The sequence below is a fragment of the Sphingobium sp. TomTYG65 genome (assembly GCF_055395525.1).
This window is the reverse complement of the sequence record NZ_AP027330.1, coordinates 2,059,197-2,085,407: the sequence shown is the minus strand read 5'-3', so window position 1 is coordinate 2,085,407 and position 26,211 is coordinate 2,059,197. Positions and strand designations below refer to the sequence as shown.

The 26,211-nt window shown below is 64.0% G+C and carries 25 protein-coding genes and 1 pseudogene; 12 read left to right on the top strand and 14 right to left on the bottom strand.

What is annotated here, in order from left to right; translation table 11 throughout:
- Nucleotides 1-70: 70 nt before the first annotated feature.
- Nucleotides 71-2,740 carry an Rne/Rng family ribonuclease gene (locus ACZ5Y5_RS10215; protein ID WP_464808527.1) on the bottom strand — a complete coding sequence of 890 codons (2,670 nt, stop codon included), beginning with the start codon at nucleotides 2,738-2,740 and terminating at the stop codon, nucleotides 71-73.
- Nucleotides 2,741-3,322: 582 nt separating this feature from the next.
- Here ACZ5Y5_RS10215 and ACZ5Y5_RS10210 point away from each other — a divergent pair.
- The 6 genes and pseudogenes from ACZ5Y5_RS10210 to ACZ5Y5_RS10185 form a co-directional block, all read left to right on the top strand.
- Nucleotides 3,323-4,150, top strand: a pseudogene (locus tag ACZ5Y5_RS10210) (N-acetylmuramoyl-L-alanine amidase family protein); the annotation flags it as partial.
- Nucleotides 4,151-4,214: 64 nt separating this feature from the next.
- Complete coding sequence (locus tag ACZ5Y5_RS10205) at nucleotides 4,215-6,752, top strand: penicillin-binding protein 1A (RefSeq protein ID WP_464808526.1); 2,538 nt, start codon at nucleotides 4,215-4,217, stop codon at nucleotides 6,750-6,752.
- Nucleotides 6,753-6,907: 155 nt separating this feature from the next.
- Nucleotides 6,908-7,195, top strand: coding sequence for a GIY-YIG nuclease family protein (locus ACZ5Y5_RS10200; protein WP_464808525.1), 288 nt, complete (start codon nucleotides 6,908-6,910; stop codon nucleotides 7,193-7,195).
- Between the two features lie 138 nt (nucleotides 7,196-7,333).
- A complete protein-coding gene (prfB, locus tag ACZ5Y5_RS10195; protein ID WP_464808524.1) occupies nucleotides 7,334-8,461 on the top strand; it encodes a peptide chain release factor 2 in 1,128 nt (375 codons plus the stop codon).
- Nucleotides 8,461-9,186, top strand: a complete 726-nt coding sequence (locus ACZ5Y5_RS10190) for a class I SAM-dependent methyltransferase (protein ID WP_464808523.1) — start codon at nucleotides 8,461-8,463, stop codon at nucleotides 9,184-9,186. The genes prfB and ACZ5Y5_RS10190 overlap by 1 nt, the downstream gene beginning before the upstream one ends.
- A gap of 113 nt (nucleotides 9,187-9,299) precedes the next feature.
- Entirely contained in the window at nucleotides 9,300-9,611 is a 312-nt protein-coding gene (locus ACZ5Y5_RS10185) for a PilZ domain-containing protein (protein ID WP_464808522.1), read from the top strand.
- 3 nt (nucleotides 9,612-9,614) lie between these two features.
- Here the strand turns inward: ACZ5Y5_RS10185 and ACZ5Y5_RS10180 are convergent, their stop codons facing one another.
- The 3 genes from ACZ5Y5_RS10180 to ACZ5Y5_RS10170 all read right to left on the bottom strand — a co-directional run bounded on the left by ACZ5Y5_RS10180 (nucleotide 9,615) and on the right by ACZ5Y5_RS10170 (nucleotide 11,781).
- On the bottom strand, nucleotides 9,615-9,770 hold the full coding sequence (locus ACZ5Y5_RS10180) for a hypothetical protein (protein ID WP_464808521.1): 156 nt from the start codon (nucleotides 9,768-9,770) through the stop codon (nucleotides 9,615-9,617).
- 18 nt (nucleotides 9,771-9,788) lie between these two features.
- The gene (locus ACZ5Y5_RS10175) at nucleotides 9,789-10,499 is read right to left on the bottom strand and encodes a hypothetical protein (protein WP_464808520.1); all 711 of its coding nucleotides are present in this window, start codon (nucleotides 10,497-10,499) and stop codon (nucleotides 9,789-9,791) included.
- A 64-nt stretch (nucleotides 10,500-10,563) separates the two neighbouring features.
- Nucleotides 10,564-11,781, bottom strand: coding sequence for a toxic anion resistance protein (locus tag ACZ5Y5_RS10170; protein ID WP_464808519.1), 1,218 nt, complete (start codon nucleotides 11,779-11,781; stop codon nucleotides 10,564-10,566).
- Nucleotides 11,782-11,974: 193 nt separating this feature from the next.
- Between ACZ5Y5_RS10170 and typA the strand changes: the two genes are divergently transcribed.
- Both typA and ACZ5Y5_RS10160 read left to right on the top strand, forming a co-directional pair.
- Nucleotides 11,975-13,795, top strand: coding sequence for a translational GTPase TypA (gene typA, locus ACZ5Y5_RS10165; RefSeq protein ID WP_464808518.1), 1,821 nt, complete (start codon nucleotides 11,975-11,977; stop codon nucleotides 13,793-13,795).
- 224 nt (nucleotides 13,796-14,019) lie between these two features.
- Nucleotides 14,020-15,069, top strand: coding sequence for a DUF1176 domain-containing protein (locus ACZ5Y5_RS10160; protein ID WP_464808517.1), 1,050 nt, complete (start codon nucleotides 14,020-14,022; stop codon nucleotides 15,067-15,069).
- 49 nt (nucleotides 15,070-15,118) lie between these two features.
- On the opposite strand, the gene egtD is transcribed toward ACZ5Y5_RS10160, so the two are convergent.
- From egtD to gluQRS, 5 genes are all read right to left on the bottom strand, one after another.
- On the bottom strand, nucleotides 15,119-16,078 hold the full coding sequence (gene egtD, locus ACZ5Y5_RS10155) for an L-histidine N(alpha)-methyltransferase (RefSeq protein ID WP_464808516.1): 960 nt from the start codon (nucleotides 16,076-16,078) through the stop codon (nucleotides 15,119-15,121).
- Nucleotides 16,079-16,081: 3 nt separating this feature from the next.
- The gene (gene egtB, locus ACZ5Y5_RS10150; RefSeq protein ID WP_464808515.1) at nucleotides 16,082-17,350 is read right to left on the bottom strand and encodes an ergothioneine biosynthesis protein EgtB; all 1,269 of its coding nucleotides are present in this window, start codon (nucleotides 17,348-17,350) and stop codon (nucleotides 16,082-16,084) included.
- 80 nt (nucleotides 17,351-17,430) lie between these two features.
- Nucleotides 17,431-18,000, bottom strand: coding sequence for a cob(I)yrinic acid a,c-diamide adenosyltransferase (locus ACZ5Y5_RS10145; protein ID WP_464808514.1), 570 nt, complete (start codon nucleotides 17,998-18,000; stop codon nucleotides 17,431-17,433).
- Between the two features lie 7 nt (nucleotides 18,001-18,007).
- Complete coding sequence (locus ACZ5Y5_RS10140) at nucleotides 18,008-18,241, bottom strand: twin transmembrane helix small protein (RefSeq protein ID WP_464808513.1); 234 nt, start codon at nucleotides 18,239-18,241, stop codon at nucleotides 18,008-18,010.
- A gap of 9 nt (nucleotides 18,242-18,250) precedes the next feature.
- Complete coding sequence (gene gluQRS, locus ACZ5Y5_RS10135) at nucleotides 18,251-19,183, bottom strand: tRNA glutamyl-Q(34) synthetase GluQRS (RefSeq protein ID WP_464808512.1); 933 nt, start codon at nucleotides 19,181-19,183, stop codon at nucleotides 18,251-18,253.
- Between the two features lie 95 nt (nucleotides 19,184-19,278).
- Between gluQRS and ACZ5Y5_RS10130 the strand changes: the two genes are divergently transcribed.
- The gene (locus ACZ5Y5_RS10130) at nucleotides 19,279-19,845 is read left to right on the top strand and encodes an HNH endonuclease (RefSeq protein ID WP_464808511.1); all 567 of its coding nucleotides are present in this window, start codon (nucleotides 19,279-19,281) and stop codon (nucleotides 19,843-19,845) included.
- A gap of 113 nt (nucleotides 19,846-19,958) precedes the next feature.
- Here the strand turns inward: ACZ5Y5_RS10130 and ACZ5Y5_RS10125 are convergent, their stop codons facing one another.
- Complete coding sequence (locus ACZ5Y5_RS10125; RefSeq protein WP_464808510.1) at nucleotides 19,959-20,690, bottom strand: Crp/Fnr family transcriptional regulator; 732 nt, start codon at nucleotides 20,688-20,690, stop codon at nucleotides 19,959-19,961.
- 214 nt (nucleotides 20,691-20,904) lie between these two features.
- Between ACZ5Y5_RS10125 and murA the strand changes: the two genes are divergently transcribed.
- Together murA and ACZ5Y5_RS10115 are read left to right on the top strand one after the other, a co-directional pair.
- Nucleotides 20,905-22,188 (top strand): UDP-N-acetylglucosamine 1-carboxyvinyltransferase, encoded by a 1,284-nt coding sequence (gene murA / locus ACZ5Y5_RS10120; protein ID WP_464808509.1) that lies wholly within the window; start codon nucleotides 20,905-20,907, stop codon nucleotides 22,186-22,188.
- On the top strand, nucleotides 22,181-23,704 hold the full coding sequence (locus ACZ5Y5_RS10115) for a sensor histidine kinase (protein WP_464808508.1): 1,524 nt from the start codon (nucleotides 22,181-22,183) through the stop codon (nucleotides 23,702-23,704). Before murA ends, ACZ5Y5_RS10115 begins: the two co-directional genes overlap by 8 nt.
- Here the strand turns inward: ACZ5Y5_RS10115 and ACZ5Y5_RS10110 are convergent.
- The 3 genes from ACZ5Y5_RS10110 to ACZ5Y5_RS10100 all read right to left on the bottom strand — a co-directional run bounded on the left by ACZ5Y5_RS10110 (nucleotide 23,649) and on the right by ACZ5Y5_RS10100 (nucleotide 25,008).
- Entirely contained in the window at nucleotides 23,649-24,086 is a 438-nt protein-coding gene (locus ACZ5Y5_RS10110; protein WP_464808507.1) for a response regulator, read from the bottom strand. The genes ACZ5Y5_RS10115 and ACZ5Y5_RS10110 overlap by 56 nt on opposite strands.
- Nucleotides 24,087-24,156: 70 nt before the next feature.
- On the bottom strand, nucleotides 24,157-24,387 hold the full coding sequence (locus ACZ5Y5_RS10105; protein WP_464808506.1) for a DUF2188 domain-containing protein: 231 nt from the start codon (nucleotides 24,385-24,387) through the stop codon (nucleotides 24,157-24,159).
- A 3-nt stretch (nucleotides 24,388-24,390) separates the two neighbouring features.
- Nucleotides 24,391-25,008 carry a DNA-3-methyladenine glycosylase family protein gene (locus ACZ5Y5_RS10100; protein WP_464808505.1) on the bottom strand — a complete coding sequence of 206 codons (618 nt, stop codon included), beginning with the start codon at nucleotides 25,006-25,008 and terminating at the stop codon, nucleotides 24,391-24,393.
- A gap of 75 nt (nucleotides 25,009-25,083) precedes the next feature.
- On the opposite strand from ACZ5Y5_RS10100, the gene ACZ5Y5_RS10095 reads away from it, so the two are divergent.
- On the top strand, nucleotides 25,084-25,401 hold the full coding sequence (locus ACZ5Y5_RS10095; protein ID WP_464808504.1) for a 2Fe-2S iron-sulfur cluster-binding protein: 318 nt from the start codon (nucleotides 25,084-25,086) through the stop codon (nucleotides 25,399-25,401).
- A gap of 21 nt (nucleotides 25,402-25,422) precedes the next feature.
- On the opposite strand, the gene ACZ5Y5_RS10090 is transcribed toward ACZ5Y5_RS10095, so the two are convergent.
- Complete coding sequence (locus ACZ5Y5_RS10090; RefSeq protein WP_464808503.1) at nucleotides 25,423-26,169, bottom strand: hypothetical protein; 747 nt, start codon at nucleotides 26,167-26,169, stop codon at nucleotides 25,423-25,425.
- Nucleotides 26,170-26,211: the final 42 nt, after the last annotated feature.

Sequence of the window (26,211 nt, the reverse complement as noted above, 5' to 3'; positions counted from 1 at the left end):
GAGAACGCCGCCGCCATCCGGTGGAAACCGGCAGGACGGCGGCGTTGCTCATGCGGGCCAAATGGCCCCGTTACTGGCCGAAGGTGCGCTGCCACCAGCCACGGCGGGGCGCGCTTTCCCCGTCGCTCTGCGTCGCAGCTGCGTCCGCACCATCAAGCGTTTCGGCGCCGCTGTCATTTGCGCCCACTGGTCCGGCGCCAGCTTCCGCTTCCGTCGCCGCCTGTGCGGCGACAGGTTCGGCGATCGAAGGCGCTTCTGCTGCTTCCTGAGCCATGGCGTCGGCCTTTTTCCGGCGGGTGCGCTTGGGCTTTGCGGGTGCTTCGGCTTCGGCTTCAACGCTCGCGGGCGCTTCGGCAGGAGCCTCGGCGGCGACGTCAGCCTTCTTCTTTCGAGTGCGCTTGGGCTTTGCAGGCGCTTCCTCGGCAGGGACTTCGGCGGCGACTTCGACCGCCTCTGCCGGAGCTTCGGCGGCTTCCTTGACCTTGCGTGCACGCGGACGGCGGCGAGTCTTGGGCGCTTCCTCCTCTGCGGGTGCTTCCGGCGCTGCCTCTACCGGGGCCTCGACGACGACTTCGGCTGTGACGTGCTCGGCTACTTCGGCTGCAGCTTCTGCGGTCTCAGCAGACGCTTCCTCGGTCACACCCTCACCCGCCTCACGGCGGCGGCGTCCGCCACGGCGGCCACGGCGACCACGACGGCGGCTGCCCTCATCGCCTTCACCATGCGCCTCGACCGGCTCATGTCCGGCTTCTTCTCCAATGGCTTCAGCTTCCTCATCAGCTTCGCCTTCGGCTTCGGCAGCGGTTTCAGCCTCGCCCTCGGCGCGATGCTCGTCACGCTGCCCGCCGCGACGACGACGACGACGGCGGCGGCGGCGGCCGCCTTCGCGGTCTTCGCCCCGGTCGCCACGCTCTTCGTGGCTGGCGGCCTCGACCTCTTCGATCTCTTCTTCTTCCAGCTCCTCGACGATGTCGAGTTCATCCTCTTCCTCGACGAGCGGGGCATAGGTCACCACCCGTTCCGGGCGCGGGCCGCTGGCTTCGACCGACATGCGTGCGCCTTCGACCTCGCCATCGGGCAGGATCGCGATGCGGACGCCGTAGCGCTGCTCGATTTCGTCCAGTTCCCGGCGCTTGTTGTTGAGGACGTAGAAGGCCGCTTCCTGGCTGGCGCGCAGCGTGACCAGGTTGCCGCGGCCGCGGGCCGCTTCCTCTTCCAGCATGCGCAGCGCGGAAAGACCCGCCGACGAAGCGGTGCGGACAAGGCCCGTGCCTTCGCAGTGCGGGCACTGGCGCGTCGAGGCTTCCAATACGCCGGTGCGCAGACGCTGGCGGCTCATTTCCATGAGGCCGAAGCCCGAGATGCGGCCGACCTGGATGCGGGCGCGATCGTCCTTCAGCGCCTCCTTCATCGCCTTCTCGACCTTACGGATGTTGGAGTTCATCTCCATGTCGATGAAGTCGATGACGACCAAACCCGCCATGTCGCGCAGGCGCAGCTGGCGGGCGATTTCGCGCGCGGCTTCCAGGTTGGTGGCGACGGCGGTCTGCTCGATGCCATGTTCGCGCGTTGAACGGCCGGAGTTGATGTCGATCGACACCAGCGCTTCGGTCGGGTTGATGACCAGATAGCCACCCGATTTGAGCTGCACGACCGGATTATACATGGCCGCCAGCTGATCCTCGACGCCTGCGCGCTGGAACAGCGAGACCGCGTCGGCATATTGCTGCACCCGCCGCGCATGGCTGGGCATCAACAGCTTCATGAAGTCCTTGGCGGCGCGATAGCCTTCCTCACCCTCGACAATGACTTCGTCGATATCCTTGTTGTAGATATCGCGGATCGCACGCTTGATGAGGTCGCTGTCATTGTGGATCAGCGCTGGGGCGGCCGACTTCAGCGTCTTTTCGCGGATCTCGTCCCACAGGCGGGCGAGATAGTCGAAGTCGCGCTTGATCTCCGGCTTGGTGCGCTGCAGCCCGGCGGTGCGCACGATGCAGCCCATGGATGAGGGCAGCGCCATCTCCGCGATGATCGACTTCAGCCGCTTGCGGTCGGCGGCGTTGGAAATCTTGCGCGAAATGCCGCCACCATGGCTGGTGTTCGGCATCAGCACGCAATACCGGCCGGCGAGCGAAAGATAGGTGGTCAGCGCCGCGCCCTTGTTGCCGCGCTCTTCCTTGACGACCTGCACCAGCAGCACCTGGCGGCGCTTGATGACGTCCTGGATCTTGTAGCGGCGGCGCAGCGCCATGCGCTTGCGGCGCAGCTCGTCGGCCGCGTCATCGCCACCGCGCTTGCGGCGGCCGGGCTTGTCGCCGCCTTCGGTGCTTTCGGCCGCTTCGCCTTCCTCATCCTCATGATGAGTGGCTTCGACGACTTCGACGCCGTCCTCACCATGATGATCATCCTCGTCATCATAGTCGGCGCGCAGAGCGGCTTCTTCTTCGGCATGCGCGCGTTCTTCGCGCAGCAGCGCTTCGCGGTCTTCGCGCGGGATCTGGTAATAGTCGGGGTGGATTTCGCTGAAGGCGAGGAAGCCGTGGCGGTTGCCGCCATAATCGACGAAGGCCGCCTGCAGCGAGGGTTCTACACGGGTAACCTTGGCGAGATAGATATTGCCCTTGAGCTGCTTGTGCTCGGCGGACTCGAAATCAAATTCCTCGATCCGATTTCCCTTGACGACCGCGACCCGGGTCTCTTCCCGGTGGCGCGCATCGATCAGCATACGCATTGTCATTTATGAGTCTCCGGCGATGACGGCCAGCGGCGCTCGGCCGGGCTGTCACGCGATAGTGAAGGGACGAATGCAGTCGCGCCGCCAGCGGCGCGGGTGGTGCTATCGTCCGGTTTGACAGGAAAAACTGCGCTTCTGCTGCATCGGCAGGGCCGGGCAAACCGCCGGTCCGCTCCATCCACGCCGCATCGCCCGGTACCGGGCTCAGCGTGGAATGGAATTCATGCCTCATGCAGCGTCAACCTGTTCGTCGCATCGGACCCGGGCGGCTTGCGCCCGCCGATGCTGTCGTGAAAGCTCCTGAAAAGAGCCGCGCCTGATATGGGCGTTTCTTTCAGGAATGTGAATGGGTAGCAGTCAAAGGCCAGCCTAGCAACGGCCCGCACAAAATTGTTTCGTCCACGATGAATGCAGCCGTGGGGTAGATAAATCGCCGAACATGGTGAAGCAAAGGTTAAGCCCCTTACGGTTGTGGCGCGCGAGAATGGGGCTGGACGGCCGGGGGCAGGCCGATGCACAAGCGCGGCCATGCTCCACGCTCTTGCCCTGGCAGGCGCTCTCTTTACCAACCCCGCAGCGACGGCGCGCATCGCCTTTGATGCGCCCGCTGCCATGGCGCCTCGGCCGGTCAAGCGGTGGCACAGCATCACCGTGCCGATCCCGCCGGTCGCGCGCGGCCTGTCATTGCCGCGTGTCGAAGGGCCCCCTGACGCATCGCGGCCACTGGTGGTCATCGACGCGGGCCATGGTGGGCATGATCCCGGCGCGATCAATGCGCGCACGGGTCAGCGGGAGAAGGATCTGACGCTGGCCATCGCGGAGGCGATGCGGGACGAACTGCTGAAGTCAGGGCGGGTGCGTGTCGCGCTGACGCGGGACGATGATCGCTTTCTGGTGCTGCAGGAACGTTATGGCGTGGCGCGCAAGCTGAATGCGGACCTGTTCATTTCGGTTCATGCCGATTCGGCGGATAATGAAGAGGCGCGCGGAGCGACGGTTTATACCCTGTCCGAAGTGGCGTCCGACCGGGAAGCGGCGCGGCTGGCGGCGCGGGAGAACAGGGCGGACGTGCTGAACGGGGTCAATCTGGGCGGGCAGAGGGACGATGTCTCTTCTATCCTCATTGATCTCACTCAGCGCGAAACCATGAAGGAATCGGCGAATTTCGCGGCATTGCTGAAGCGGGAGGCGTCCCCCTTCATGGGCTTTCGCAACGCCTTTCATCGCTATGCTTCACTCATGGTTTTGAAGGCGCCCGATACGCCGTCCGTGCTGTTCGAGACGGGCTATCTCAGCAATGATGAGGACGCCGCTTTCCTGGTGTCCCGCGCCGGGCAAGCCAGCATCGCCAAGGGCGCGGCGCGCGCGATCGAGGTCTATTTCGCCCGCAGGCGGGTCTTGAGCGGCGGCTGATGGAGCCGCTCCGTCGATCCGCACTGGCGCTGGCTGCATTTTGACCTTAGAGCCTCCTGTCGTCATGGAAGAGGCCCGCCCCGATACCGCCCGATCGTCCCTAGCCGACCGCCTGCGCGGCCATGGCGGCGCGTTCCGGGAGCGGCTGGCGCCGCACTGGGACCGGCGCTGGTTCCGCTGGGCGGCGATCGCGGTTGGCGGCCTGTTCCTTGCGATATTGCTGTTCTGGCTGATCTTCGCGCGGGGCTTGCCCGACGCCGGGACGCTGCTGGAATATGAGCCGCCGCTGCCCACCATCGTGCGCGACATCAACGGCCAGCCGGTGCACAGCTATGCGCGCGAGCGTCGCGTTCAGTTGCAATATAGCGATTATCCGCCGCTGCTGATCCGCGCCTATCTGGCGGCGGAGGACAAGACCTTCTTCGAACATCATGGCGTCGATATTCCCGGCTTCTTCGGCGCGGTGTTCGATTATGTGACCAAGATCGGTTCCGGCCAGCGCGCCAAAGGCGGCTCCACCATCACGCAGCAGGTGGCGAAGAATCTGCTGATCGGCGACGAATATTCGCCCACGCGCAAGGTGAAGGAAATGATCCTCGCCTATCGCATGGAAGGCGTGCTGACGAAGCAGCAGATACTGGAACTCTACCTAAACCAGATATTCCTTGGCCGTAACGCCTATGGCGTTCAGGCTGCCGCGCGCGCCTATTTCGACAAGGACGTCGCGGACCTGAAATTGCACGAAATGGCCTATCTCGCCATTCTGCCCAAGGGCCCCGCCAACTACCGGCCCGAAAGCCCGACCGGCCATGAGCGCGCGCTGGAGCGCCGCAACTGGGCGCTTGGCGAAATGTTCAAAAATGGCTGGATCACCCAGGCGCAACGAGACGAGGCGCAGGCGCAGCCGCTCGGCACCGTGCCGCCGCACGGCTCCGGCTTCGATGCGCGGGCGGGCGGCTATTATATGGAAGAGGTGCGCCGCCGCCTGATCCAGCAGTTCGGAGAAAAGGCGGAAGACGGCCCTAACAGCGTCTATGCGGGCGGCCTGTGGGTGCGCAGCCCCTATGATCCCAAGCTGCAGGAAGGCGTCGCCACCGCCCTGCGCAACGGGCTGCTTCGTTTCGACGCGGGCAAGGGCTGGTCGGGTCCGGTCGGCAAGATCGACATGGCGCGCGGATGGAAGCGCGAGCTGGCGGCGAGCTATGTCGGCATCGACTATGCGGGCTGGCGCGTCGCGGCGGTGATCGATCGCAACAGTGCGGGAGCCGAGATCGGCTTTGCGGATGGATCGACCGCAACGCTGCCCGCCAGTGCGGCGCGAATGCCCTACCGCCGTGCGGGCGGGCCTGCGTTCAACAGCATGAAGCCCGGCGACCTGATCGTGGTGGCGCGCAACGGGTCCAGTTGGGCGCTGCGCAATGTCCCCGAAGTCTCTGGCGGTATGATGGCGGAGCAGACCCACTCGGGCCGCGTGCTGGCGATGCAGGGCGGGTTCGACAGCCGCTTGTCATCCTACAACCGCGCGACCCAGGCGATGCGTCAGCCGGGGTCCACCATCAAGCCGTTCGTCTATGCCGCTGCACTGGACAATGGCATGACCCCCGCGTCGATCATCGTCGACGGCCCGCTGTGCGTTTATCAGGGCGCAGGGCTGGGACAGAAATGCTTCCGCAACTTTACTGGCGGCAGCGCCGGGCCGCAGACCATGCGCTGGGGCGTTGAGCAGTCGCGCAACCTGATGACCGTGCGCGCGGCCAGCCAGACCGGGATGGACCGCGTGGTGCGCACGATCAAGGCGATGGGGATCGGCGATTATCAGCCCTATCTGTCCTTTGCGCTGGGCGCGGGCGAAACCACCGTCGAGCGGATGGTAAACGCCTATGCGATGCTCGCCAATCAGGGGCATCAGCTGGCCCCCAAGGTCATGGACTATGTGCAGGATCGCCGCGGCAAGGTGATCTGGCCGCTGCGTTGGCGCGCCTGCGACGGGTGCAACATGGCCAATTGGGACGGCAAGCCGATGCCGCGCTTTGGTTTTGAAGGGCGGCAGGTGATGAACCCGATGACCGCTTATCAGGTGGTGCACATTGCCGAAGGCGTGATCCAGCGCGGCACGGCCACCATCCTTTCAGACCTGAAGCGTCCGTTGTTCGGCAAGACCGGCACGACGAACGGGCCGACCAACGTCTGGTTCGTCGGCGGATCGCCGGATGTGGTGGCCGGTGTGTATATCGGCTATGACCAGCCGCGCAGCCTGGGTGGTTGGGCGCAGGGCGGCCGTGTCGCCGCGCCGATCTGGAAAGCGGCGATGTCACCCTATCTTGAGGCGATGCCCAAGGCGCCCTTCGTCGCTCCGGCGGGCATTCGCATGGTCACGATCGATCGCCGGTCGGGCAAGCGCGTCTATGGCGTGTGGCCGACGGATGAACCCAAGCCCGCCGTGATCTGGGAAGCGTTCAAGCCCGAGACGGAACCGCGCCGGTCGATCCGCAAGGAAGAGGTTGCGGCGCAGGAACAGGCCGCGCAGCGGCGCGAGGCGCGGGCGCAGGTGCGGCAGCGTACGGATAGCGACTTCCTGCAGGACCAGGGCGGTATTTATTGAGGCATTGCGTTTGATCGCGAGGTGAGTTGGCGCGCGTCCTTCGACAGGCTCAGGACGAACGGAGGTTTGAGGAGGGCCGTCAACTTGGACCCGCAATACAGAGTCCGTTCGTCCTGAGCTTGTCGAAGGACGCTCGCTTCACTTAGTGCCATGTCATGGCTTTTTATGCATATCTTCTCCGTTGCAGCGACGGGTCCTTTTACGCGGGTCATACTGACGATCTGGAGGGCCGGATCGCGAGCCATCAGGCGGGCGTCATCCCCGGATATACTGCGGCGCGTCGGCCCCTCGCCCTGGTCTGGTCGGAATGCTTTGGTACGAGGGACGAAGCTCTTGCCGCCGAACGCAGGATCAAGGGCTGGAGCCGGGCCAAGAAGCTCGCGTTGATTGATGGTGACTGGGAAAGGATCAGAATATTGGCGCGCAACTGCAAAGGCAGTTGAGCGTCCTTCGACAGGCTCAGGACGAACGAGGGTTGAGGAGGGCCGCTGAAGGATTGAACCTTCCCAAAATCGAGTCCCTCGGATAGGGGCTGGCGTTTAGTGCGTTTATGGCGCGCCCCGACATTCTGGAGAGTTCCCATGCGCGCCGAAGCGCAGCAATATATCGACCGTATAGACGCCGCGCTGGACCTGCTGCGCCGTTTTCTCGACTGGGATCGCGCGCTTCGGCGGCTAGATGAATTGAACGCGCGCGTCGAGGATCCCACGCTCTGGGACAATCAGAAGATGGCGCAGGAAGTCATGCGCGAACGCACGCGGCTGGAAGCTGCCATCGGCGCGACGCGCGCGATCGACAGCGAAAAGACCGACACCGCTGAACTCATCGAGATGGCCGAGGCCGAGGGCGATGAGGATATGGTCAATGAAGCCATCGCGTCGCTCAAGGCGCTGGCGGACCGGGCCGATGAGGACAAGATCAAGGCGCTGCTGGCCGGTGAGGCCGACGCCAGCGACACCTATCTGGAAATCCATGCGGGCGCTGGCGGCACGGAAAGCCAGGACTGGGCGGAAATGCTGAGCCGCATGTACCGGCGCTGGGCCGAACGGCGCGGTTACAAGGTGGAACTGGTCGATTATCAGGCGGGGGATCAGGCTGGCATCAAGTCCGCGACCTTCCTGTTCAAGGGCGAAAATGCCTATGGCTATGCCAAGACCGAAAGCGGCGTGCACCGGCTGGTGCGCATCAGCCCCTATGACAGCTCCGCGCGGCGGCACACCAGCTTCTCGTCGGTGTGGGTCTATCCAGTGATCGACGACAATATCGAGATCGAGGTCAACGAAGGCGATCTGAAGATCGACACCTACCGCGCTTCGGGCGCAGGCGGGCAGCACGTCAACACGACGGACTCGGCGGTCCGCATCACCCACATTCCCTCGGGCATCATCGTCGCGTCGCAGAATGACCGGTCGCAGCACAAGAACCGCGCGACGGCCATGAACATGCTGAAGGCGCGCCTCTACGAAGCCGAACTGCAGAAGCGGGAAGCGGCCGCGTCGGGCGAATATCAGGCCAAGACCGAGATTGGCTGGGGCCACCAGATCCGCTCTTACGTTCTTCAGCCCTATCAGTTGGTGAAGGACCTGCGCACCGGCGTTACCTCCACCGCCCCGGACGATGTGCTGGACGGGGCGCTCGACCCCTTCATGGCGGCCGCGCTCAGCCAGAAGGTGACGGGCGAGAAGGTCGATGTGGAGGATGTCGATTGATGATGCGGGCGGCGCTGGCGGGATCATTGCTCCTGCTGGCGGGCTGTAGCCTGTTATCACCGGCCAAGGAGGATGACCGGCCAGCGGGTGCGCGCGATTTTCCCCGCGCCGACCGCCCGGTGGCTCCCATCGTATCTACCCGATGGTCTAGCGAGGAAGCGCGCGACCGCGTCAATGAAGCCGACGACATCATGGACCGCGCGGGCATCCGGCCCGGCATGACCGTGGCGGATATCGGCGCGGGCGAGGGCTATTATACCGTTCGCCTCGCTAACCGGGTCGGGCCGAAAGGCCGGGTGCTGGCCGAGGATATCATGCCCGAAGTGATCGAGGCGCTGTCCCGCCGCATCACCCGCGAGGATTGGCGCAATGTCAGCGTGAGGCTGGGCGCGCCGGAGGACCCGCGCCTGCCCGAAAACAGCTTCGACCGCATACTGATGGTCCATATGTATCATGAGATCGCCGAGCCTTATGCGTTCCTGTGGCATTTGAGCCCGGCGCTGAAGGCTGATGGCGAATTGATCGTCGTGGATGCCAATCGCCCGACCGCGAAGCATGGCACCCCGCCGCGCCTGCTGGCCTGCGAACTGGCGGCGGTGGGCTTTCGTCTGGAGGAGCTGATCCCCAAGCCGACGGCGGGGGGATATTTCGCGCGCTTTCGCCGGATCACCGCGCGGCCGACGCCGGAGAGCATCGTTCCCTGCACGCTGAAAAACGGAAACTAACGTAAATTAGCAGGTTTCCTTAGGGGAAAAGGCGGCTAATGGGCCGTTAACCATGATTCTGTGGATCGCTTTGACCTTTTCGTGATTGAATGGCCCCGTGGGAGAGGCTCGATATGATCGACCAAAGCAGAACCCCTGCGGCCAATGCGGAGCAGCGGCGGCATACTGCCCGGCACAAGATGTTCGGGCCGGTGACTTTGCGTTTCGGCCGGGCTGAGACGCGGGGCCATTTCCTCGACCTGTCCTCCTCCGGAGCGCTGGCCCATTGCGAAACGCCGCCTGCTGCGGGGACCTATATCTCCGTGTCCGCGCTGGGGCTGGAGGCGAGCGGCCGGGTGATGTGGGTGCGGGACAAACGCTTCGGCATCCAGTTCAGCCAGCCGCTGACGGATGAGGCGATAGAGAAGCTGATCCGCGGCGCGTGACGATCAGCCGCGGCGGCGCCATTTCCTGAACAGCGATGCGCTGACGATACCGCCGCCGACCAGCGCTGCAATCGCGCCACCGGCCGAAGCAAGCGCCCAGGCCCCTGCCGCGAGCAGTCCGGTCAGGAAATCGACAATGATCAGCGTGAGATGGATCATGAGGGGAGGACGGCTGGGCTATCGGCCCAGTTCCTTCGCTTCCTGATATTTGAGTTCCAGGAAACGGTTCTGCACCGCCAGCTTGTCGATATCGCCGCTGGCGAGAGTTTCGCTGATCCGGGAGAGTTCCGTGTCGATGACCGTCAGCCCCTCAACCAACTGCTGTTCGGGGACGCGGCCGTTGCGCTCTTCGCGGCGGAGCGGGGCGGGAATGGATTCATAGCCAGTGACAAGTTCGGGCAGATGATCGGACAGCAGCTGGCGGATTTCCTGAGCCGCCGGTTCCTGATCGCTGAGCCGCTCCAGTTGCGGGCCGAGCATTTCCAGCTTGACGCCGATGCTGTCGGCGAGGGTCAGCGCGGGCGGCGGCAGGGCCTTGCGCTGATTGTCGAGCCAGATCTCGGTCTGCAGCGGCAGGGCGGGCAGGGGCGTGTCGGCCAGCGCAGCCGTCCTGACGCGCGGCTCTGCAGGAAGGGCGGCGATCAGCAGCAGCGCTGCGATCATGACGCCGAGCGCGATCATGACGCCGGTGGTGCCGAGCGGCGTCACGAAACCCGCGATGGCGCTGGCGATGAGGATCGTCAGCACGGCCCCGAAAGCATATTTGAGCTTCCGCATCAGCGCCGCGTTGCGCCTTTGCCGGGCGCGGGCCGACAGGCTCCGTCCGCGATCGCTGTGCCGGCGGAGGACGGCTTCGGCATCAGCAAGGACGCGGTCGGAGCGTGTCATCTGGCCTCACGCATCCTTTTTTTGACTTCGCTCGAAACGAATGGGGGACGGGAGTTCGTCATCCTCACCCCTCGACCGCACTCAGCAGCGGATTGTCGGCCCGCGCCTGGCTGGCCGCCTGCGCCTGGCCTTCCGCGCGGGCGATATAGCCTTTCGACTTTTCCACCTCGTTCGTCAGCGTGTTCACCGTCGTCTTCATATTCTCCAGCGCCTTCGCCTTGAAGCTGTCGATGCTGTCCATCGTGTCATAGATGTTCTGGAAGGCGCGCTGGAGCGTTTCGATTGGGATGGTGCTGGACGCGGCCTGCTCATGGATTTGCGCGGTCTGGTTCTTCAGCATCTCGCCAGTGGAATCGATCATGTTGGCAGTGGTCGTGTTGAGCGCGGTGATCTGTTCGAGCACCAGCTTTTGCCCGACGAGCGCCTGCGCCACGGTAACGGCGGTGCGCAGCGCGGAAACGGTCGTGGTGCTGGCCCGATCGACGCCCTTCACCAACTCGACATTATTCTTCTTGACGAGGTCGAGGGCGAGATAGCCCTGCACCGTCACCGCCATCTGCGTCAGCAGGTCCTGCGTACGCTGGCGGATGTAGAAGAGGGCGCTTTCCCGGATCGCCTTCGCCTTGGCGGGATCGGTCGAATCCAGCTCCAGCGCCTTGGCCTCCAATCGGGCGTCGAGCGTCTTGGAAATGTGGATCATCTGTTCGAGGCGGCCCATCGCCGCCCACATATTCTGCCGTTCGACGTCGATGGCGGCATTGTCCTTGATGAGGACATCCTTGCCGCTGGCGAGGGAGCCGAGGATCGAATTGATGTGACCCTGCGCGCTCTTGTAGCTGTCGAAATAGTCGCGCATCCGGTTGCCGAAGGGGATTATGCCGAACAGCTTCTTGGGCGCGAGCAGGCTGCCGCGCTTGCCGGGATCCAGATCCTCGACCGTGCGGCGCAACTCGGCAAGGTCGGCGCCGACCTTATTGTCGCTGTCCATCGCACGGACCGGGCGGTCGAGGAAGCGGTTGCTGTGCCCGGCCGCCTCGGCAATCTCCTTGCGGCCCATATTAGTGAGCTGATCGACGCGCTGACCGAATTCGGGAGAATTGGCGTCCTGCGCGACCAGATCGTCGATGAAGGCATCAACCTTTTCGTCCAGCTTGGAGCGCTTCTCCTCGTCGAGCGGCACCAGGCCAGCCGCCTTGTCCGGCGCGACGGGCGGCACCGGATCGGGCGGTGTCAGGTTGAGCGGATCGGCGGTGGTCGTCGTGCTGGGCGCGGTGCTGGCCATAACGTCTCCTTCAAGCTGTTATATGTGACTATAACAGTTGCGCTTCAATCGGGAATATGGCGCTGCGTTCCCCTCGATGCAAATGCGCCGCCGCCGTGCCGCCTTGCCGCAGCGCGTCATTTCCTGTAGGGGCGCGCGCGATACTCTGGTCAGGCGCGGCGCCAGCCGGGAAACTCGATTCTAAAGGCAAAACATGTCCCTGCGTAATATCGCGATCATCGCGCACGTTGACCATGGCAAGACGACTCTGGTCGATCAGCTGTTCCGCCAATCCGGCACCTTCCGCGACAATCAGCGCGTCGAAGAGCGCGCGATGGATTCGAACGACCTCGAAAAGGAGCGCGGCATCACCATTCTGGCGAAGCCCACTTCGGTCGAATGGAACGGCACGCGCATCAACATCGTCGATACGCCCGGCCACGCCGACTTCGGTGGCGAAGTGGAGCGCATCCTGTCGATGGTCGATGGCGTGATCCTGCTGGTGGACTCGTCGGAAGGCGCGATGCCGCAGACTAAGTTCGTGACGGGCAAGGCGCTGGCGCTGGGCCTGCGTCCGATCGTCGTCGTCAACAAGATCGATCGCCCGGACGAGCGTATCCAGGAAGTGCTGGACGAAGTGTTCGACCTGTTCGTGACGCTCGATGCGACCGACGAGCAGCTCGACTTCCCCGTCCTCTACGCATCGGGCCGCAACGGCTATGCCAATGAAGACCCGTCGCTGCGTTCGGGCACGCTGGAGCCGCTGTTCCAGAAGATCGTCGATCATGTGCCGCCGCCGGCGCTGGATGTGGACGCGCCGTTCAGCTTCCTGGTGACGCTGCTCGATCGCGACAATTTCCTTGGCCGCATCCTCACCGGCCGCGTCAATTCGGGCACGCTGAAGGTTAACCAGGCGATCCACGCCATCGATGTCGACGGCACTGTGCTGGAAACCGGCCGCGCGTCGAAGATCCTGTCCTTCCGCGGCCTGGACCGCGTTCCGGTGGAAGAGGCGAAGGCGGGCGACATCATCTCGCTGGCTGGCCTGACCGTTGCAACCGTCGCCAATACCATCGCCGACCCGTCGATCACCACCGCGATCAAGGCGCAGCCGATCGATCCGCCGACGCTGTCGATGCGCTTTGCCGTCAATGACTCGCCGATGGCGGGTCGCGAAGGCAGCAAGGTGACGAGCCGCATGATCCGCGACCGCCTGATGCGCGAAGCGGAGAGCAACGTCGCGATCAAGGTGACGGAATCGGCCGACAAGGACAGCTTTGAAGTCGCCGGCCGTGGCGAATTGCAGCTCGGCGTGCTGATCGAGACGATGCGCCGCGAAGGCTTCGAGCTTGGTATCTCGCGTCCGCGCGTGCTGTTCGGCGAAGACGAGAATGGCAACAAGACCGAGCCTTATGAAACGGTCGTCATCGACGTGGACGATGAATTTTCTAGCACGGTCGTCGACAAGATGAACCAGCGGAAGGCGGAACTGACCGACATGCGTCCGTCGGGTGGCGGCAAGACCCGCATCACCTTCTCGGCGCCTTCGCGCGGCCTGATCGGCTATCACGGCGAATTCCTGTCCGACACGCGCGGCACGGGCATCATGAACCGGCTGTTCGAGAAATATGGTCCCCACAAGGGCAATATCGAAGGCCGCAAGAATGGCGTGCTGATCTCCAACGGCGCGGGTGAGGCGGTCGCCTACGCCCTCGGCCCGCTGGAAGAGCGCGGCGTCCTGATGGTCGGCGTCGGCGAGACGCTCTACGAAGGCATGATCATCGGCCAGAACGCGAAGCCGGAAGACCTTGAGGTCAACCCGATGAAGTCGAAGGCGCTGACCAACTTCCGTGCATCGGGCAAGGATGACAGCATCCGCCTGACCCCGCCGTGGAAGATGACGCTGGAACAGGCGATCGCTTACATCGACGATGATGAAATGGTCGAGGTGACGCCCAAGACGATCCGTCTGCGCAAGCGCTATCTGGACCCGAACGAGCGCAAGCGCATGTCGCGCGCCAAGGCTGCTGCCTGATGCATGAGGCCGGTGTCGAGAGACGCCGGCCTTTTTCTTTGGGTAGCGTGGCCACCTTTTCACGCGTCATTCTGAACTTGGTTCAGCATCTCCGGGGCCGATGTCCACCGTAGCGGCTGGGGAGAAGTAGGTGCTGAAACCGCTTCAGCCTGATGGTGGAATAGGCGGTTTCTCCACAACTGAGACTCTACCATAGGTTTATAAATTAAGTTATACTTAACCCTATGGGGGAGAAACATATATTCGCGCTGGCGGCCTTGCTGTCGGCTGTCACCGGTCTGGCTCCGGCGCTTGCTCAGGCGCCTCGGCCTGGCGCATTGGAAACCTACAAGGACTGGACCATCGGCTGCGACAATCGCGCCCGGTGCGAGGCCGTGTCGCTGTTGCCGGAGGGGGAGTGGCCGGACAAGCCGGTCATGCTGGGTATCCAGCGTGACCCGGGCGGAGCTGCCGAACCGGAAATATGGCTGAGCCGAGATGCCAAGGGGACGGAGGAACTGACCTTCTTCGTCGATGGCCGCAAGATCGCCAGCGCCGCAAGCCAGGATGGGGAGGTGGCGTTTCAGGGGCCGCAGGCGGGTGCGCTCGCCGTCGCGATGGCGCGGGGCACCAAGCTGGAGGTGCGTTCCGCGGGCGCGGTGATCGCGCGGCCGTCGCTGGCCGGGGCAGCAGCCGCAATGCGCTATATGGATGCGCGGCAGGGGCGTGCGGGGACGATGGCGGCGCTGGTCGCGACGGGGCCGCTCGGCGCAAGCGCGGTGCGCCCCGCGCCCGCCTTTCCGTCGATCCGCCGCGCCCCTGTTCCTGCGGGAGCTGCGCCGGTTACGCTGTGGCGTGAGGAACTGGCGGCGCTAGGCAAGTTCACCGCCTGCACCGACGAGATGCGCGATGCTTCGCCGCCTGAACTTCATCGCCTGTCGAAAAGCGAGACGCTGGTGCTCGTGCCGTGCGGGGCTGGGGCCTATAATTTCTCCGCCGTGCCGGTGATCGCGACCGGTATTCCTGGACGGCGCAGCTTCCGCTTCGCCACCTTCGACTATCAGCCCGGGTGGAGCCAGGATGCCGGGCATCCGGTGCTGGTCAACGCGTCATGGTCGCCGGAAAGCTCCTCGCTCGAGAGCTACGCCAAGGGCAGGGGCATCGGCGATTGCGGTAGCAGCGAATCCTATGTCTGGGATGGCGTGCGCTTCCGGCTGTTGGAGGCGAGCGCCATGGGAGAATGTCGAGGAGCATGGCATTGGATCACCACCTGGTCGGCCAAGGTCGTGAATTGAACGGATCGCGTGAGGGATCGTCCGAACGGGTCTTAATGGCGCAAGCTCGCTAAGCAGCTGAGGCAAGTATCAGCGAGAAGAGCCCCTCCTCGTCCGACCATTGGCGCGTCGGCTCCCACCCGCCCGCACGCAGCAGCAGCCTTTCGTCGCGCGGTCCATATTTGTGGCTGCTTTCGGTGTGGATCGTCTCCCCCGTCTCCATGTCGAAGCAGCAGCCCGCGACATGGAAATGGAGCGGCCGAAGCGCCTCCAGATGCATTTCGATCCGCGCCTTGTCGTCGTTCCAGACCGCGCGGTGCGCAAAGCCGTCCAGCGGCAGGTCGCCTTGCAACTCGCGATTGATGCGGGTGAGAAGGTTGAGGTTGAAGGCGGCCGTCACCCCAGCGGCGTCATCATAGGCGGCAACCAGCCGCGCCGGGTCCTTGATCCGGTCCACGCCGATGAGCAGACGCGCGTCATCCCCCAGCAGGCGGCGCATGGCCCGCAACAGATCGACGGCGGTGGCAGGTTCCAGATTGCCGATGGTCGATCCGGGGAAGAAGCCGAGGCGCGGCAGGCCCTCAATCGTCGTCGGGAGCGAGAGGTCGGCGTTAAAATCCCCCACCAATGGCAGCACCGGCAAACCGGGAAAGGCGGATGCCAGCGCGGCGCTGCTCGCATGCAGGAAATCGCCGCTGATATCGATCGGCACATAGGCAGCGGGATCAATGGCGCGCAGCAGGTGCGGCGTCTTGCGCGCGCTGCCCGCACCAAATTCGATGACGGCGCGGCCGGGGCCGATGGCTTCGGCGAAATCCGGGCCGTGCGTCTGAAGCAGCGCCGTTTCCGTGCGGGTGGGATAATATTCAGGCAGATCGCAGATGGCGTCGAACAGTTCCGACCCTCGCTGGTCATAGAACCAGAGTGGCGGCGTCGCCTTGGGGAAGCGGGACAGCCCGTCCACTATGTCGCGGCAAAAGGCCGGATCGGCTGCAAAAGGGGGAAGCGGCGTCTCTCGGGTCAGCAGCATCTGTCAAAGATCCTTGGCCAGCCGCAGCCCGGTGAACTGCCAGCGTTGATGCGGGTAGAAGAAGTTGCGGTAGCTTGCCCTGACATGTCCGCGCGGCGTGGCGCAGCTGCCGCCCTTCAGCACGAACTGGCCGGACATGAACTTGCCATTATATTCGCCGACCGCGCCTTCGGCGGCATGGAAGCCGGGATAGGGCCGATAGCTGCTGCCGGTCCATTCCCACACGTCGCCGAACATGCGCGTGAGCGCCGAACCTCCGTCAGTCGCCTGTGGCCGCGGGCAGGCCGGGCCGTCCAGCTGATTGCCGCTGGTAGGCGCGACGTTGAGCGCGCCGCTTTCCCACTCCTCCTCGGTCGGCAGCCGCGCTCCGGCCCAGCGTGCATAGGCGTCCGCTTCATAAAAGCTGATGTGGCATACGGGTGCGGCGGGATTGACGGGCTTGCGGCCATCCAGGGCGAAGCGGGTCCAGCCCTGCGCCTCCTGCCGCCAGTAGAGGGGCGCTTCCACGCCTTCGGCCTGCACCCACGCCCAGCCGTCCGACAGCCAATGTACCGGATCGCGATAGCCGCCATCCTCGATGAAGGCGATCCATTCGGCGTTGGTGACCGGGCGATGGGCAAGCGCGTGGGGGTGGAGCAGGGCCTTGTGCCGGGGCCCCTCACAATCGAAGGCGAAGTCGCCCTTGCCCTCGTCACCAATCTCCACCAGCCCCTGGCGGCCCTCGATCCAGTGGACGGGACCGGGCAGGGCGGCGAGCGAGGTGCTGGGTGCGTCGAACAGCGCCGGCTCCAGCGGATTGAGGGAGAAGAGATGCTGTATGTCGGTCAGCATCAATTCCTGATGCTGCTGTTCATGGTGGAGGCCGAGCGTCACCAGCGCCTGCGCGTCCGCCTGCATGGTCGGAAGGGCGGTGAGCAATGCTGCATCGACATGCGCGCGATAGGCGAGGATCTCCTCGAGCGACGGCCGGGTCAGCATGCCGCGCAACGGCCGCGCATGGCGGGCGCCTTCCCCGTCATAATAGCTGTTGAAGAGATAGGCGTAATGCGGATCGAAGGGCCGGTAGCCGGGCACATGGTCGCGCAGGACGAAGGTTTCGAAAAACCAGCTTACATGCGCCAGATGCCATTTGGCGGGCGACGCATCCGCCATGGATTGAACGGTGGCATCAGCGTCGGACAGCGGCGCAGCCAGAGCTTCGCTGAGCGCGCGAACGTCGCGATAGCGAGGCGTCAGATCCTCCTGGCCCGGTGCTATCCGGCTTTTCGCCATACTTGCCCCTTTCCACAGGTTCCTGCTGCGCTTGCAAAAAACAAGCGCATGAGGGGCGGATTAGGTTCCAGTAACGCAGGTTAGCGGGATGCGCCGGGCACCCATTTGACATCGCCAGCGCCATTGCCATTCAAGCGCCGGGCGAGGACGAACAGCAGATCGGACAAGCGGTTAAGATAGGCGAGCGCCTGGGGATTGAGCGCCACCTCGACCGCAGCGGCCGTGGCGCTGCGCTCCGCCCGGCGTGTGATGGCACGGGCCAGATGCACGGCGGCTGCGGCAGGGGAGCCGCCGGGCAGGATGAAGCTGTCGAGCGGTTGCAGGTCAGCGTTCATGGCGTCGATCTGCTCTTCCAGCCGCTTGACCTGACTGGCGACGATGCGCAGCGCCCAGGGTTCGTCTTCCCCGTCTGGCACTGGCGTGGCAAGGTCGGCGCCCAGGTCGAACAGGTCATTCTGGATGGTGGTCAGCCAGGCGGCTTCGGGTGCATCACCGATTGCGAGGACGGCAAGGCCGATCGCGCTGTTCGCTTCGTCCACATCGCCGACCGCCTGCATGCGCGGCGCATGTTTGGGCAGGCGTGATCCATCGACAAGACCGGTGGTGCCCGCGTCGCCGGTGCGGGTGTAGATCTTGTTGAGCTTCACCATCGGCGGATCAGCCGTTGCCCTTCATCAGCAGCAGGATCGCCACGATGATGATCGCCGCCGCCTGAAACAGGACGCGGTTCATCATCATCTTGTTCTGTTTGAGGCTGGAAGGACTGGGCGTGCCGTCCGGCGCGTTCAGCTGTTCCTTGCTGGCCTGGAGAAAGGCGATGATGCCGCGGATCAGCGCGAACAGGGTCGCGGCCATGGCAAGGATGAGGGCGATCACGAGAACGGTGTTCATGATGCGAATCTAGGCTTTGGCCAGCGAAATGCCAACCGGAAAGCGCGCGGCCCGCAGATCGGCGGCGAGCCTTTGCGGATCCATGCCCTGCGCGCGCAGATCAGCCAACGCGATCGATCCGTCGCGCTTGGCCAAACGCCTGCCGTCCACGCCTACCAGCAGCGGATGGTGGCAGTAGATTGGCGAGGGCAGGCCGAGCAGCGCCTGGAGCAGGCGATGGACATGGGTGGCGGCGAACAAGTCCTCGCCCCGCAGCACATGGGTGACGCCCATGGCCGCGTCGTCGAGCGTGCAGGACAGATGGTAGCTGGCGGGCGCGTCCTTGCGCGCGAGGACCACGTCACCGGCGGCAAGCGGATCGGCCTGCACAAGCTCTGTCCGCATTGCAGAGAAGAAAGGAGCTTCGACAAACTCAGTCCGAGCGGGGAAAGGGATATTCAGCCAATCAAGTTGCCCGGCATGCTGAATCGCCCTTGCCATATCCAGGCGCCAGGCATGAGGCTCTCCGGCAGTGATCCGTCTAGCCCGCTCGCTCGTCGACAAATCCCGGCATGTCCCCGGATAGAGCGGGCCTTCAGGACCGTGGGGCGCGCTCGCGCTCGCGGCTATGTCGGCGCGGGAACAGAAGCAGGGATAGAGCAGGTCCATTTCGCGCAATTGGCGAAGCGCGGCCTCATATTGGCCGAGACGATCGGACTGGAAGACGATCTCTCCGTCCCAGGCGACCCCCAACCAGTTGAGGTCCTCGACAATGCCGGCGACATGCTCCGGACGGCTGCGGGTGCCGTCAATATCTTCGATCCGAAGGCGAAACGAGCCGCCATTTGCGCGGGCGAAGTCCATGGCCAGCAGGGCGGACCAGCCATGGCCGATATGCAGCCTGCCGGTGGGGCTCGGCGCAAAGCGAGTCACCATATGCTGTGGCGTGAAGGATTGGTTCATACAGGCCCTTGACGGGTCGGGGTGGTTAATGCTGTCATGTTGCCGTCACGTTCCTGATTAATCAGGGCCTGGCAATTGGGGGTTCGAGGGTTCTTATGTACCATCCCGACCTGATACGACATCCGGAAAACTGTCCGGCATTGGTGCTGAACGCTGACTATACGCCGTTAAGCTATTATCCGCTGAGCCTCTGGCCCTGGCAGACCGCCATCAAGGCGGTTTTTTTGGAGCGGGTGGACATCGTCGCCAGCTATGAGCGAGAGGTGCACAGCCCAAGCCTGCAGATGAAGATTCCTTCTGTCATCGCGCTCAAACAATATGTGAGGCCGTCGGAGCATCCCGCCTTTACCCGGTTCAACCTGTTCCTGCGCGACCGGTTCGTCTGCCAATATTGCGGATCGCCCAATGACCTGACCTTCGATCATGTCATTCCGCGCCGAGCCGGGGGGCGCACCACCTGGGAAAATGTCGCGACCGCCTGTTCACCCTGCAACCTCAAAAAGGGCGGGCGCACGCCCAAGGAGGCGCATATGCAGCTGCATGTGACGCCGATCCGCCCCACAAGCTGGCAATTGCAGGAACATGGCCGCGCCTTTCCGCCCAACTATCTGCATGAAAGCTGGCATGACTGGCTTTATTGGGACGTCGAGTTGCTGGCCTGAGGAGCAGACACGCATCCGTCATGCCAGGGAAAGCTGGCATCTGGATCGTTGGTGCTGTGCTTGGCCCAAGGATATCCCAGCTTTCGCTGGGATGACGGGAGTGCCGCTTTGGGTCAGAGCCCCGGGATCCAGTCCAGGTCCACATCCTTGTGCCGGTTGGTATAGTGCCCGATCTCTTCGAGCCGAGCCATGTCGAGCAGGGTGATGCGGCCATTCGCGCGGCCGATCAGCCCTTCCTGTTCCATCTGACGGACCATCCGGTTCACATGGACCGACGTCAGGCCGATGGCGTCGCCAATCTCTTCCTGCGTCAGCTTGAGGTCGAAACTGTCGGTCACCCCGTCGTCGGTGACGCGCAGCCGGTCGAAAATGTCGAGCAGGAAGGCGGCGACCCGCGCCTTGGCCGACGTACGGCCCAGCGAAGCGAGCCGATCGGTCAGCGCGACCTTTTCCGAACTGGACAACAGGAACAGCAGCGCCGCGACGCGCGGATATTGTTCCAACAGGCGGCGCAAGGCGTGCTTGTCGAAGGGACAGATGATCGCGTCGGACAGGGCGACCAATGATTCCGGCGCCTTGCTGTAGATGGTACTGGCCGATCCGATAAAATCGCCTGGGAAATAGACCCGCAGTATCTGACGGCTGCCGTCCGGCAGGATGACGAAGCTCATCACGCGCCCTTCGCGCAGGACGAACAATTCCGTGACGGTTTCGTTCACGCGTTGAATCATTGCGCCGCGCTTCACCTTGCGCGGATTTTCCTCAAGTCTGGTCAGCGCGTCCTTTTCCGCATCGGACAGGGGCACATGCTTTGCCAGCCTTTCCGCGAAACAACTTGTCGCCACCCAAAGCACCTTTTTATCAAATTTTGTCGTTACGATGGCAAAACGCCCCTTGCGTCTTTTGGCTGCATTTACAGGCGCTGCACTAAACTCGATCAATAATGCTCGGGAATATGCAAATGTTTCGTGGGCGTATCCTCAGGACCACGCATGGCCTGCTGCTGCGCTCGCTCGTCCTGCCTTGCGCGCCACGTAATTAACGTTAAGAACCCAGCCGATGGACCGCATTCATATTCGCGGCGGCAAAGTGCTGAGCGGCCGCCTTCCCATCTCCGGCGCGAAGAACGCCGCGCTCACCCTGCTGCCCTGCGCGCTGCTGACCGACGAGCCGGTGACACTGCGCAACCTGCCGCGCCTGGCGGACGTCGACAGCTTCGGTCATCTGCTCAACCAGCTTGGCGTTTCGACCATGATCGAAGGCGCGCGGCCGGAGGATTTCGGGCGGGTGATGACGATGCGCGCGGGCCGGGTCACTTCGACCGAAGCGCCCTATGACATCGTGCGCAAGATGCGTGCGTCGATCCTGGTGCTGGGGCCGCTGCTCGCGCGTGCGGGCGAGGCGCGGGTTTCGCTGCCGGGCGGCTGCGCGATCGGCAACCGCCCGATCGACCTGCATCTGAAGGCGCTGGAAGCGTTCGGCGCGATTATCGAGATCAACGCGGGCTATGTCCGCGCCAGCGCGCCTGACGGCGGCTTGCCCGGCGGCATCTACACCTTCCCCGTCGTATCGGTCGGCGCGACCGAAAATGCGGTAATGGCGGCGGTGCTCGCCAAGGGCACCTGCATCCTGGAAAATGCGGCTCGGGAGCCGGAGATCGTCGATCTTTGCAGGCTGCTGATCGCGATGGGCGCGGATATCGAGGGCGTCGGCAGCGACAAGCTCATCATCCACGGCCGTGACCGGCTGCACGGCGCGACCTACAGCGTCATGCCGGACCGTATCGAAGCGGGCAGCTACGCCTGCGCGGCGGCGATCACGGGTGGCTCGCTGGAGTTGGCGGGCGCCTGTGCCGACGACATGCACGCTATCCTGGCCGCGCTGCGCGAAGCTGGCGTGCAGATCGATGAGCTGAAGGACGGCATCCGCGTGTCGGCGGACGGCAAGCTGAAGCCGCTGACGCTGTCCACCGCGCCTTTCCCTGCCTTCCCGACCGACATGCAGGCGCAGTTCATGGCGATGCTGACCAAGGCGGATGGCGCGTCGGTGCTGACCGAGACGATTTTCGAAAACCGCTACATGCATGTGCCCGAACTGGCGCGCATGGGCGCCGACATCGGCGTCAATGGCCGTACCGCCGTCGTGCGCGGCGTTGATCGGCTGGTGGGCGCGCCCGTCATGGCGACGGACCTGCGCGCGTCGATGAGCCTGATCCTTGCAGGACTTGCCGCAGAAGGCGAGACGCAGGTGAACCGCGTCTATCATCTTGACCGCGGCTATGAGCGGCTGGAGGAAAAGCTGTCGGCGGTTGGGGCCGATATTGAACGGGTCAGCGATGGCTGACGGCTGGGGGCTGGAGACGGACCGCGCCGCAGTGCTGGCGCGCTATGATCTGGACGCAGGCGGTTTCCACACCCTGGACCAGATCACCGACTTCGCCGCCGCGCTCTGCGACGCGCCCATCGCGTTGGTGAGCATCGTCGAACAGGAACGCCAGCGTTTCCTGGCCCGAACCGGCCTGGATGCAGCGGAAACGCCGCGCGACCTGTCCTTTTGCGCCCATGCGATGCAGGGGAGCGCCATCTTCGTTATCCCCGATGCGCAGGCCGACCCGCGCTTCGCCGCCAACGCGCTGGTGACCGGCGCCCCCCATATCCGTTTCTATGCGGGCGCGCCGCTGCTGGATGCGGAGGGCACGTCGCTTGGCGCGCTCTGTGTCATTGACGACAAGCCGCGTCAGGATCTGACGGCGTTGCAGCGCCAGGGAATATCCCTGCTGGCGCATCAGGTCATGGTGGAACTGGAGGGACGGCGGCGTGACCAAGCCGTGATCGCGCGCCAGGCCAGGGATGCCGAGGCGGTGGCCGAAAGCGACCGGCTGTTCCGCACTCTTGCCGACACCATGCCGCAGATGGTCTGGTCCACTCTGCCGGACGGCTATCATGATTATTACAACGCCCGCTGGTACGAATATACCGGGGTTTCGGATGGATCGACCGATGGGGACCGGTGGAACGGCAACTTCCACCCCGACGACCGCGAACGGGCCTGGGCGCGCTGGCGCCGATCGCTGGAAACCGGCGAGCCCTATGAAATCGAATATCGGTTGCGGCATCATAGCGGTGACTATCGCTGGACATTGGGCCGCGCCCTGCCGATCCGCGACGACGATGGCAAAATCCTGCGCTGGATCGGCACCTGCACCGAGATTCACGAACAAAAGCTGATGATGGAGGAGCGCGAGATCATCGCGCATGAACTGTCCCATCGCATCAAGAATATCTTTTCGGTGATATCCGGCCTGATCGGCCTGTCCGCGCGGCAGAACCCGGCCATTCGGAACGTCGCGGACGATCTGCGCGACCGGATCATGGCGCTGGGCCGCGCCCATGACTTCGTCCGCCCGCACAGCGCCGAAGCGGACGAGGATCTGGAACAGGGCCGGCTGCGTGGCATATTGGAGCAGATTTTCGCGCCCTATAATGATGCGGGCGAGAGCCGCATCGTCTTTTCCGGTGAGAATCCGGCGATCGATGATCGGTCTGCGACACCGCTCGCGCTGCTGTTCCACGAACTCGCCACCAACGCGGCGAAATATGGCGCGTTGTCGGTGCCACATGGCCGCGTGCATATCGATGTGCGCGAAGAGGGAACGGACATTCGCATCGATTGGCGCGAAGAAGGCGGGCCGCAGGTTCGACCGTCAGATCATGAAGGCTTTGGCAGCCGCCTCATGCAGCTCAGCGCAGAGCGCCAGCTTGGCGGCCGTATGCAGCGCGATTGGCGGCCCGAAGGGCTGTTGGTCAGCCTGTGGATCCCATTCCGCTCCATGAGCCGGGCGGCGGCGGAAAGGGCGTAAAGCCGGAAATCTCCACCGTTTCCAGGTCATTTTGGTTCGACGCGGCGAGGTGCAGCGTAGCGGCGATGCTTTGCGGGCGGAACGGTTTGGTGATGACCCCCAGCGCAGCCTGAGACGCGGCGCCGATCTGGGCGGGATTGGCGGTGACGTAAATCACGCGCACGCCATAGGTGGCGGCAAGCTCCATGCCGATGCTGGGACCCGTAGGCCCATCGCGCAGATTGAGATCGACCAGTGCGATGTCGCAATCCGCCGCCGCGACGAGGGCGCTTTCACGATCAGCTGCAATGGCGCTGACCGCAAAACCGGCGTCCTCGACAATCTGCTCAATTTCCAGCGCGACGAAAATCTCGTCTTCGACAATCAGAACCTTTTTGCTCATGCCTCAGCCCGCGAAACTGGAGGCAATAAATGTCGTAAATGCCCTGTGGTTCCGTCAACCGGCAAAAAAGTCAGGACGAGGCTTCGTCAGGCTGATTGGTCCAGAGCGTTTCGAAGCGCGTCCCCTGCATCAACAATACGCTCGCGGGATAGCCTCCCTCGGCCGCCTTGCGTGCGGTGCCGGTCGCATTTTCCACCGCCGCCTCGCGGGTGGGGAAGGGACCGTAATAGCGGTTGTCCAGATTGATCTTCCACACGCCCTCATGTTCGAGGACGATGTAGCGGGCGTGGGGCAGGGACATGAATCAAAGAACCTCTGTGTTATAGTGATGCCAGGCCATGATGGCCGCAGCGCCCCGATGAGGACGCCATCGTTCCGCCAGCGCGCGCGTTTCGCGTTCGCTGGGCCGTTCGGGAAGGCCAAGGATGCGGCCAACTTCTATCTGCACGGCTAGGTCGCCTGCGGGCCAGACATCCGGGCGTCCTTCCGCGAACAGCAGATATATTTCCGCCGACCATCGGCCGATCCCCTTGATCTGCGTCAGCAGCGCGATCGCCTCCTCATCATCCTGTGGCAGGGCATGCAGGTCGATCTTCCCGCGCGTTACCAGTTCGGCGAGGCTGCGGGCATAGCCCTGCTTCTGCCGGGAAAGGCCGCAGGCGCGGAGCGCGTCATAGTCGCGGGCCAGCAGCTTGTCTGGCGCACAGCCTTCGCCCAATTCCTGCTCCAGCTTGCGCCAGACCGCGGCCGCCGCCGCGACGCTGACCTGCTGGCCCACGATGGTGCGCAGCAGCGTTTCATAGCCAGGCTCCCGCACGCGCGGCAGGGGGTAGCCGACCCGCGCCAGGGCGGCGGCAAAGCCGGGTTCAAGGACGGCGATCGCGTCCAGGCTGGCGCGCAGCTGCTCCGGGGTGGTCACCATGCTCTGCTCTTCCGGCTCTTGATTTCTCGGCCCCCCCGCCTATGAGCGGCGAAGGAAATTTGGGGATCGAGGTACATGCCTAAACTGATTGTGGTCAACCGTTCGGGTGAAGAGCAGGCCGTCGAAGGCGATAATGGCCTTTCGGTGATGGAAGTCATCCGCGACAACGGCTTTGACGAACTGCTGGCGCTGTGCGGCGGTTGCTGCTCCTGCGCCACCTGCCATGTCTATGTCGATCCCGCTTTCGCCGACAAGCTGCCTGCGCTGAGCGAAGATGAAAACGATCTGCTCGACAGCTCCGATCATCGCAATGCCAGCAGCCGCCTGTCGTGCCAGCTGGTGCTGAACGACGATCTGGACGGCCTGCGCGTCACCATCGCGCCGGAAGACTGATCGACCTGATCGAGGCGCCCGCTATCGGCTGACGCGCAGCGTCGCCATGGGCGCCTCACCGGTCAGCGGCGTGATCCGCCAAACGATCCGCTTGCCTTCGGGGACGCTCTGCGCGCCGTCCTCCTGATTCTGGCTGACGATTTCCGCGTTGGTAGTGAGCGTGAAGCTGCCGTCCAGCGCCTTTGCCGCGTCCTCATCCGCACTGCCCTGCCCCATCGGGCCACGGCTCTTGTCGAAGCCGTTGGAATAGCCTGGAGCCTTCACCCGCACACGATCATCGCCGCGCAACTCGATCGCGACGAAGGGCAGGACGATCTCCGCATCGCTGTTGAAGGGGAAGAGGAAGCTGTGGGTCAGCCGGCCGCTGATCGCATAATCGATTTCGAAGCGGTGATTGCCCATGTAACGGGCGGAGCGGAAACCCTTTTCCTTCGATAGCGCGGCGGCGATCGCCTGCATCTGCGCCTCGTCGCTCTTGTCGCCGCCGCTGTCGAATCGCTCTTCGGTTCCCTTTTGCAGGGCGGTCTTGCGCCAGGCGCTGTCCTTCTTTTCGGGCGCGCCGCCGCCGATCGGATCATCGCTGGGCGTGCCGGAAGAGCCGCCCATCCCCTTCATGTCCGACGATATGATCTCGCCTTTGTAGGTGAAGCTGAACTGCCGGTCCGCACGTATGTCGAGTGTCGATTCGAACTTGCCCGGCGTCACCAGACAAGCGCCCAGCATCAGGCAGCAGGCGAGTGCGCTCGCAGCACGGAAGAAAGCGGCCATATCGTCCCCCTGTTCGCGCGCGCCGCTGGCAGGCAGCGCGCT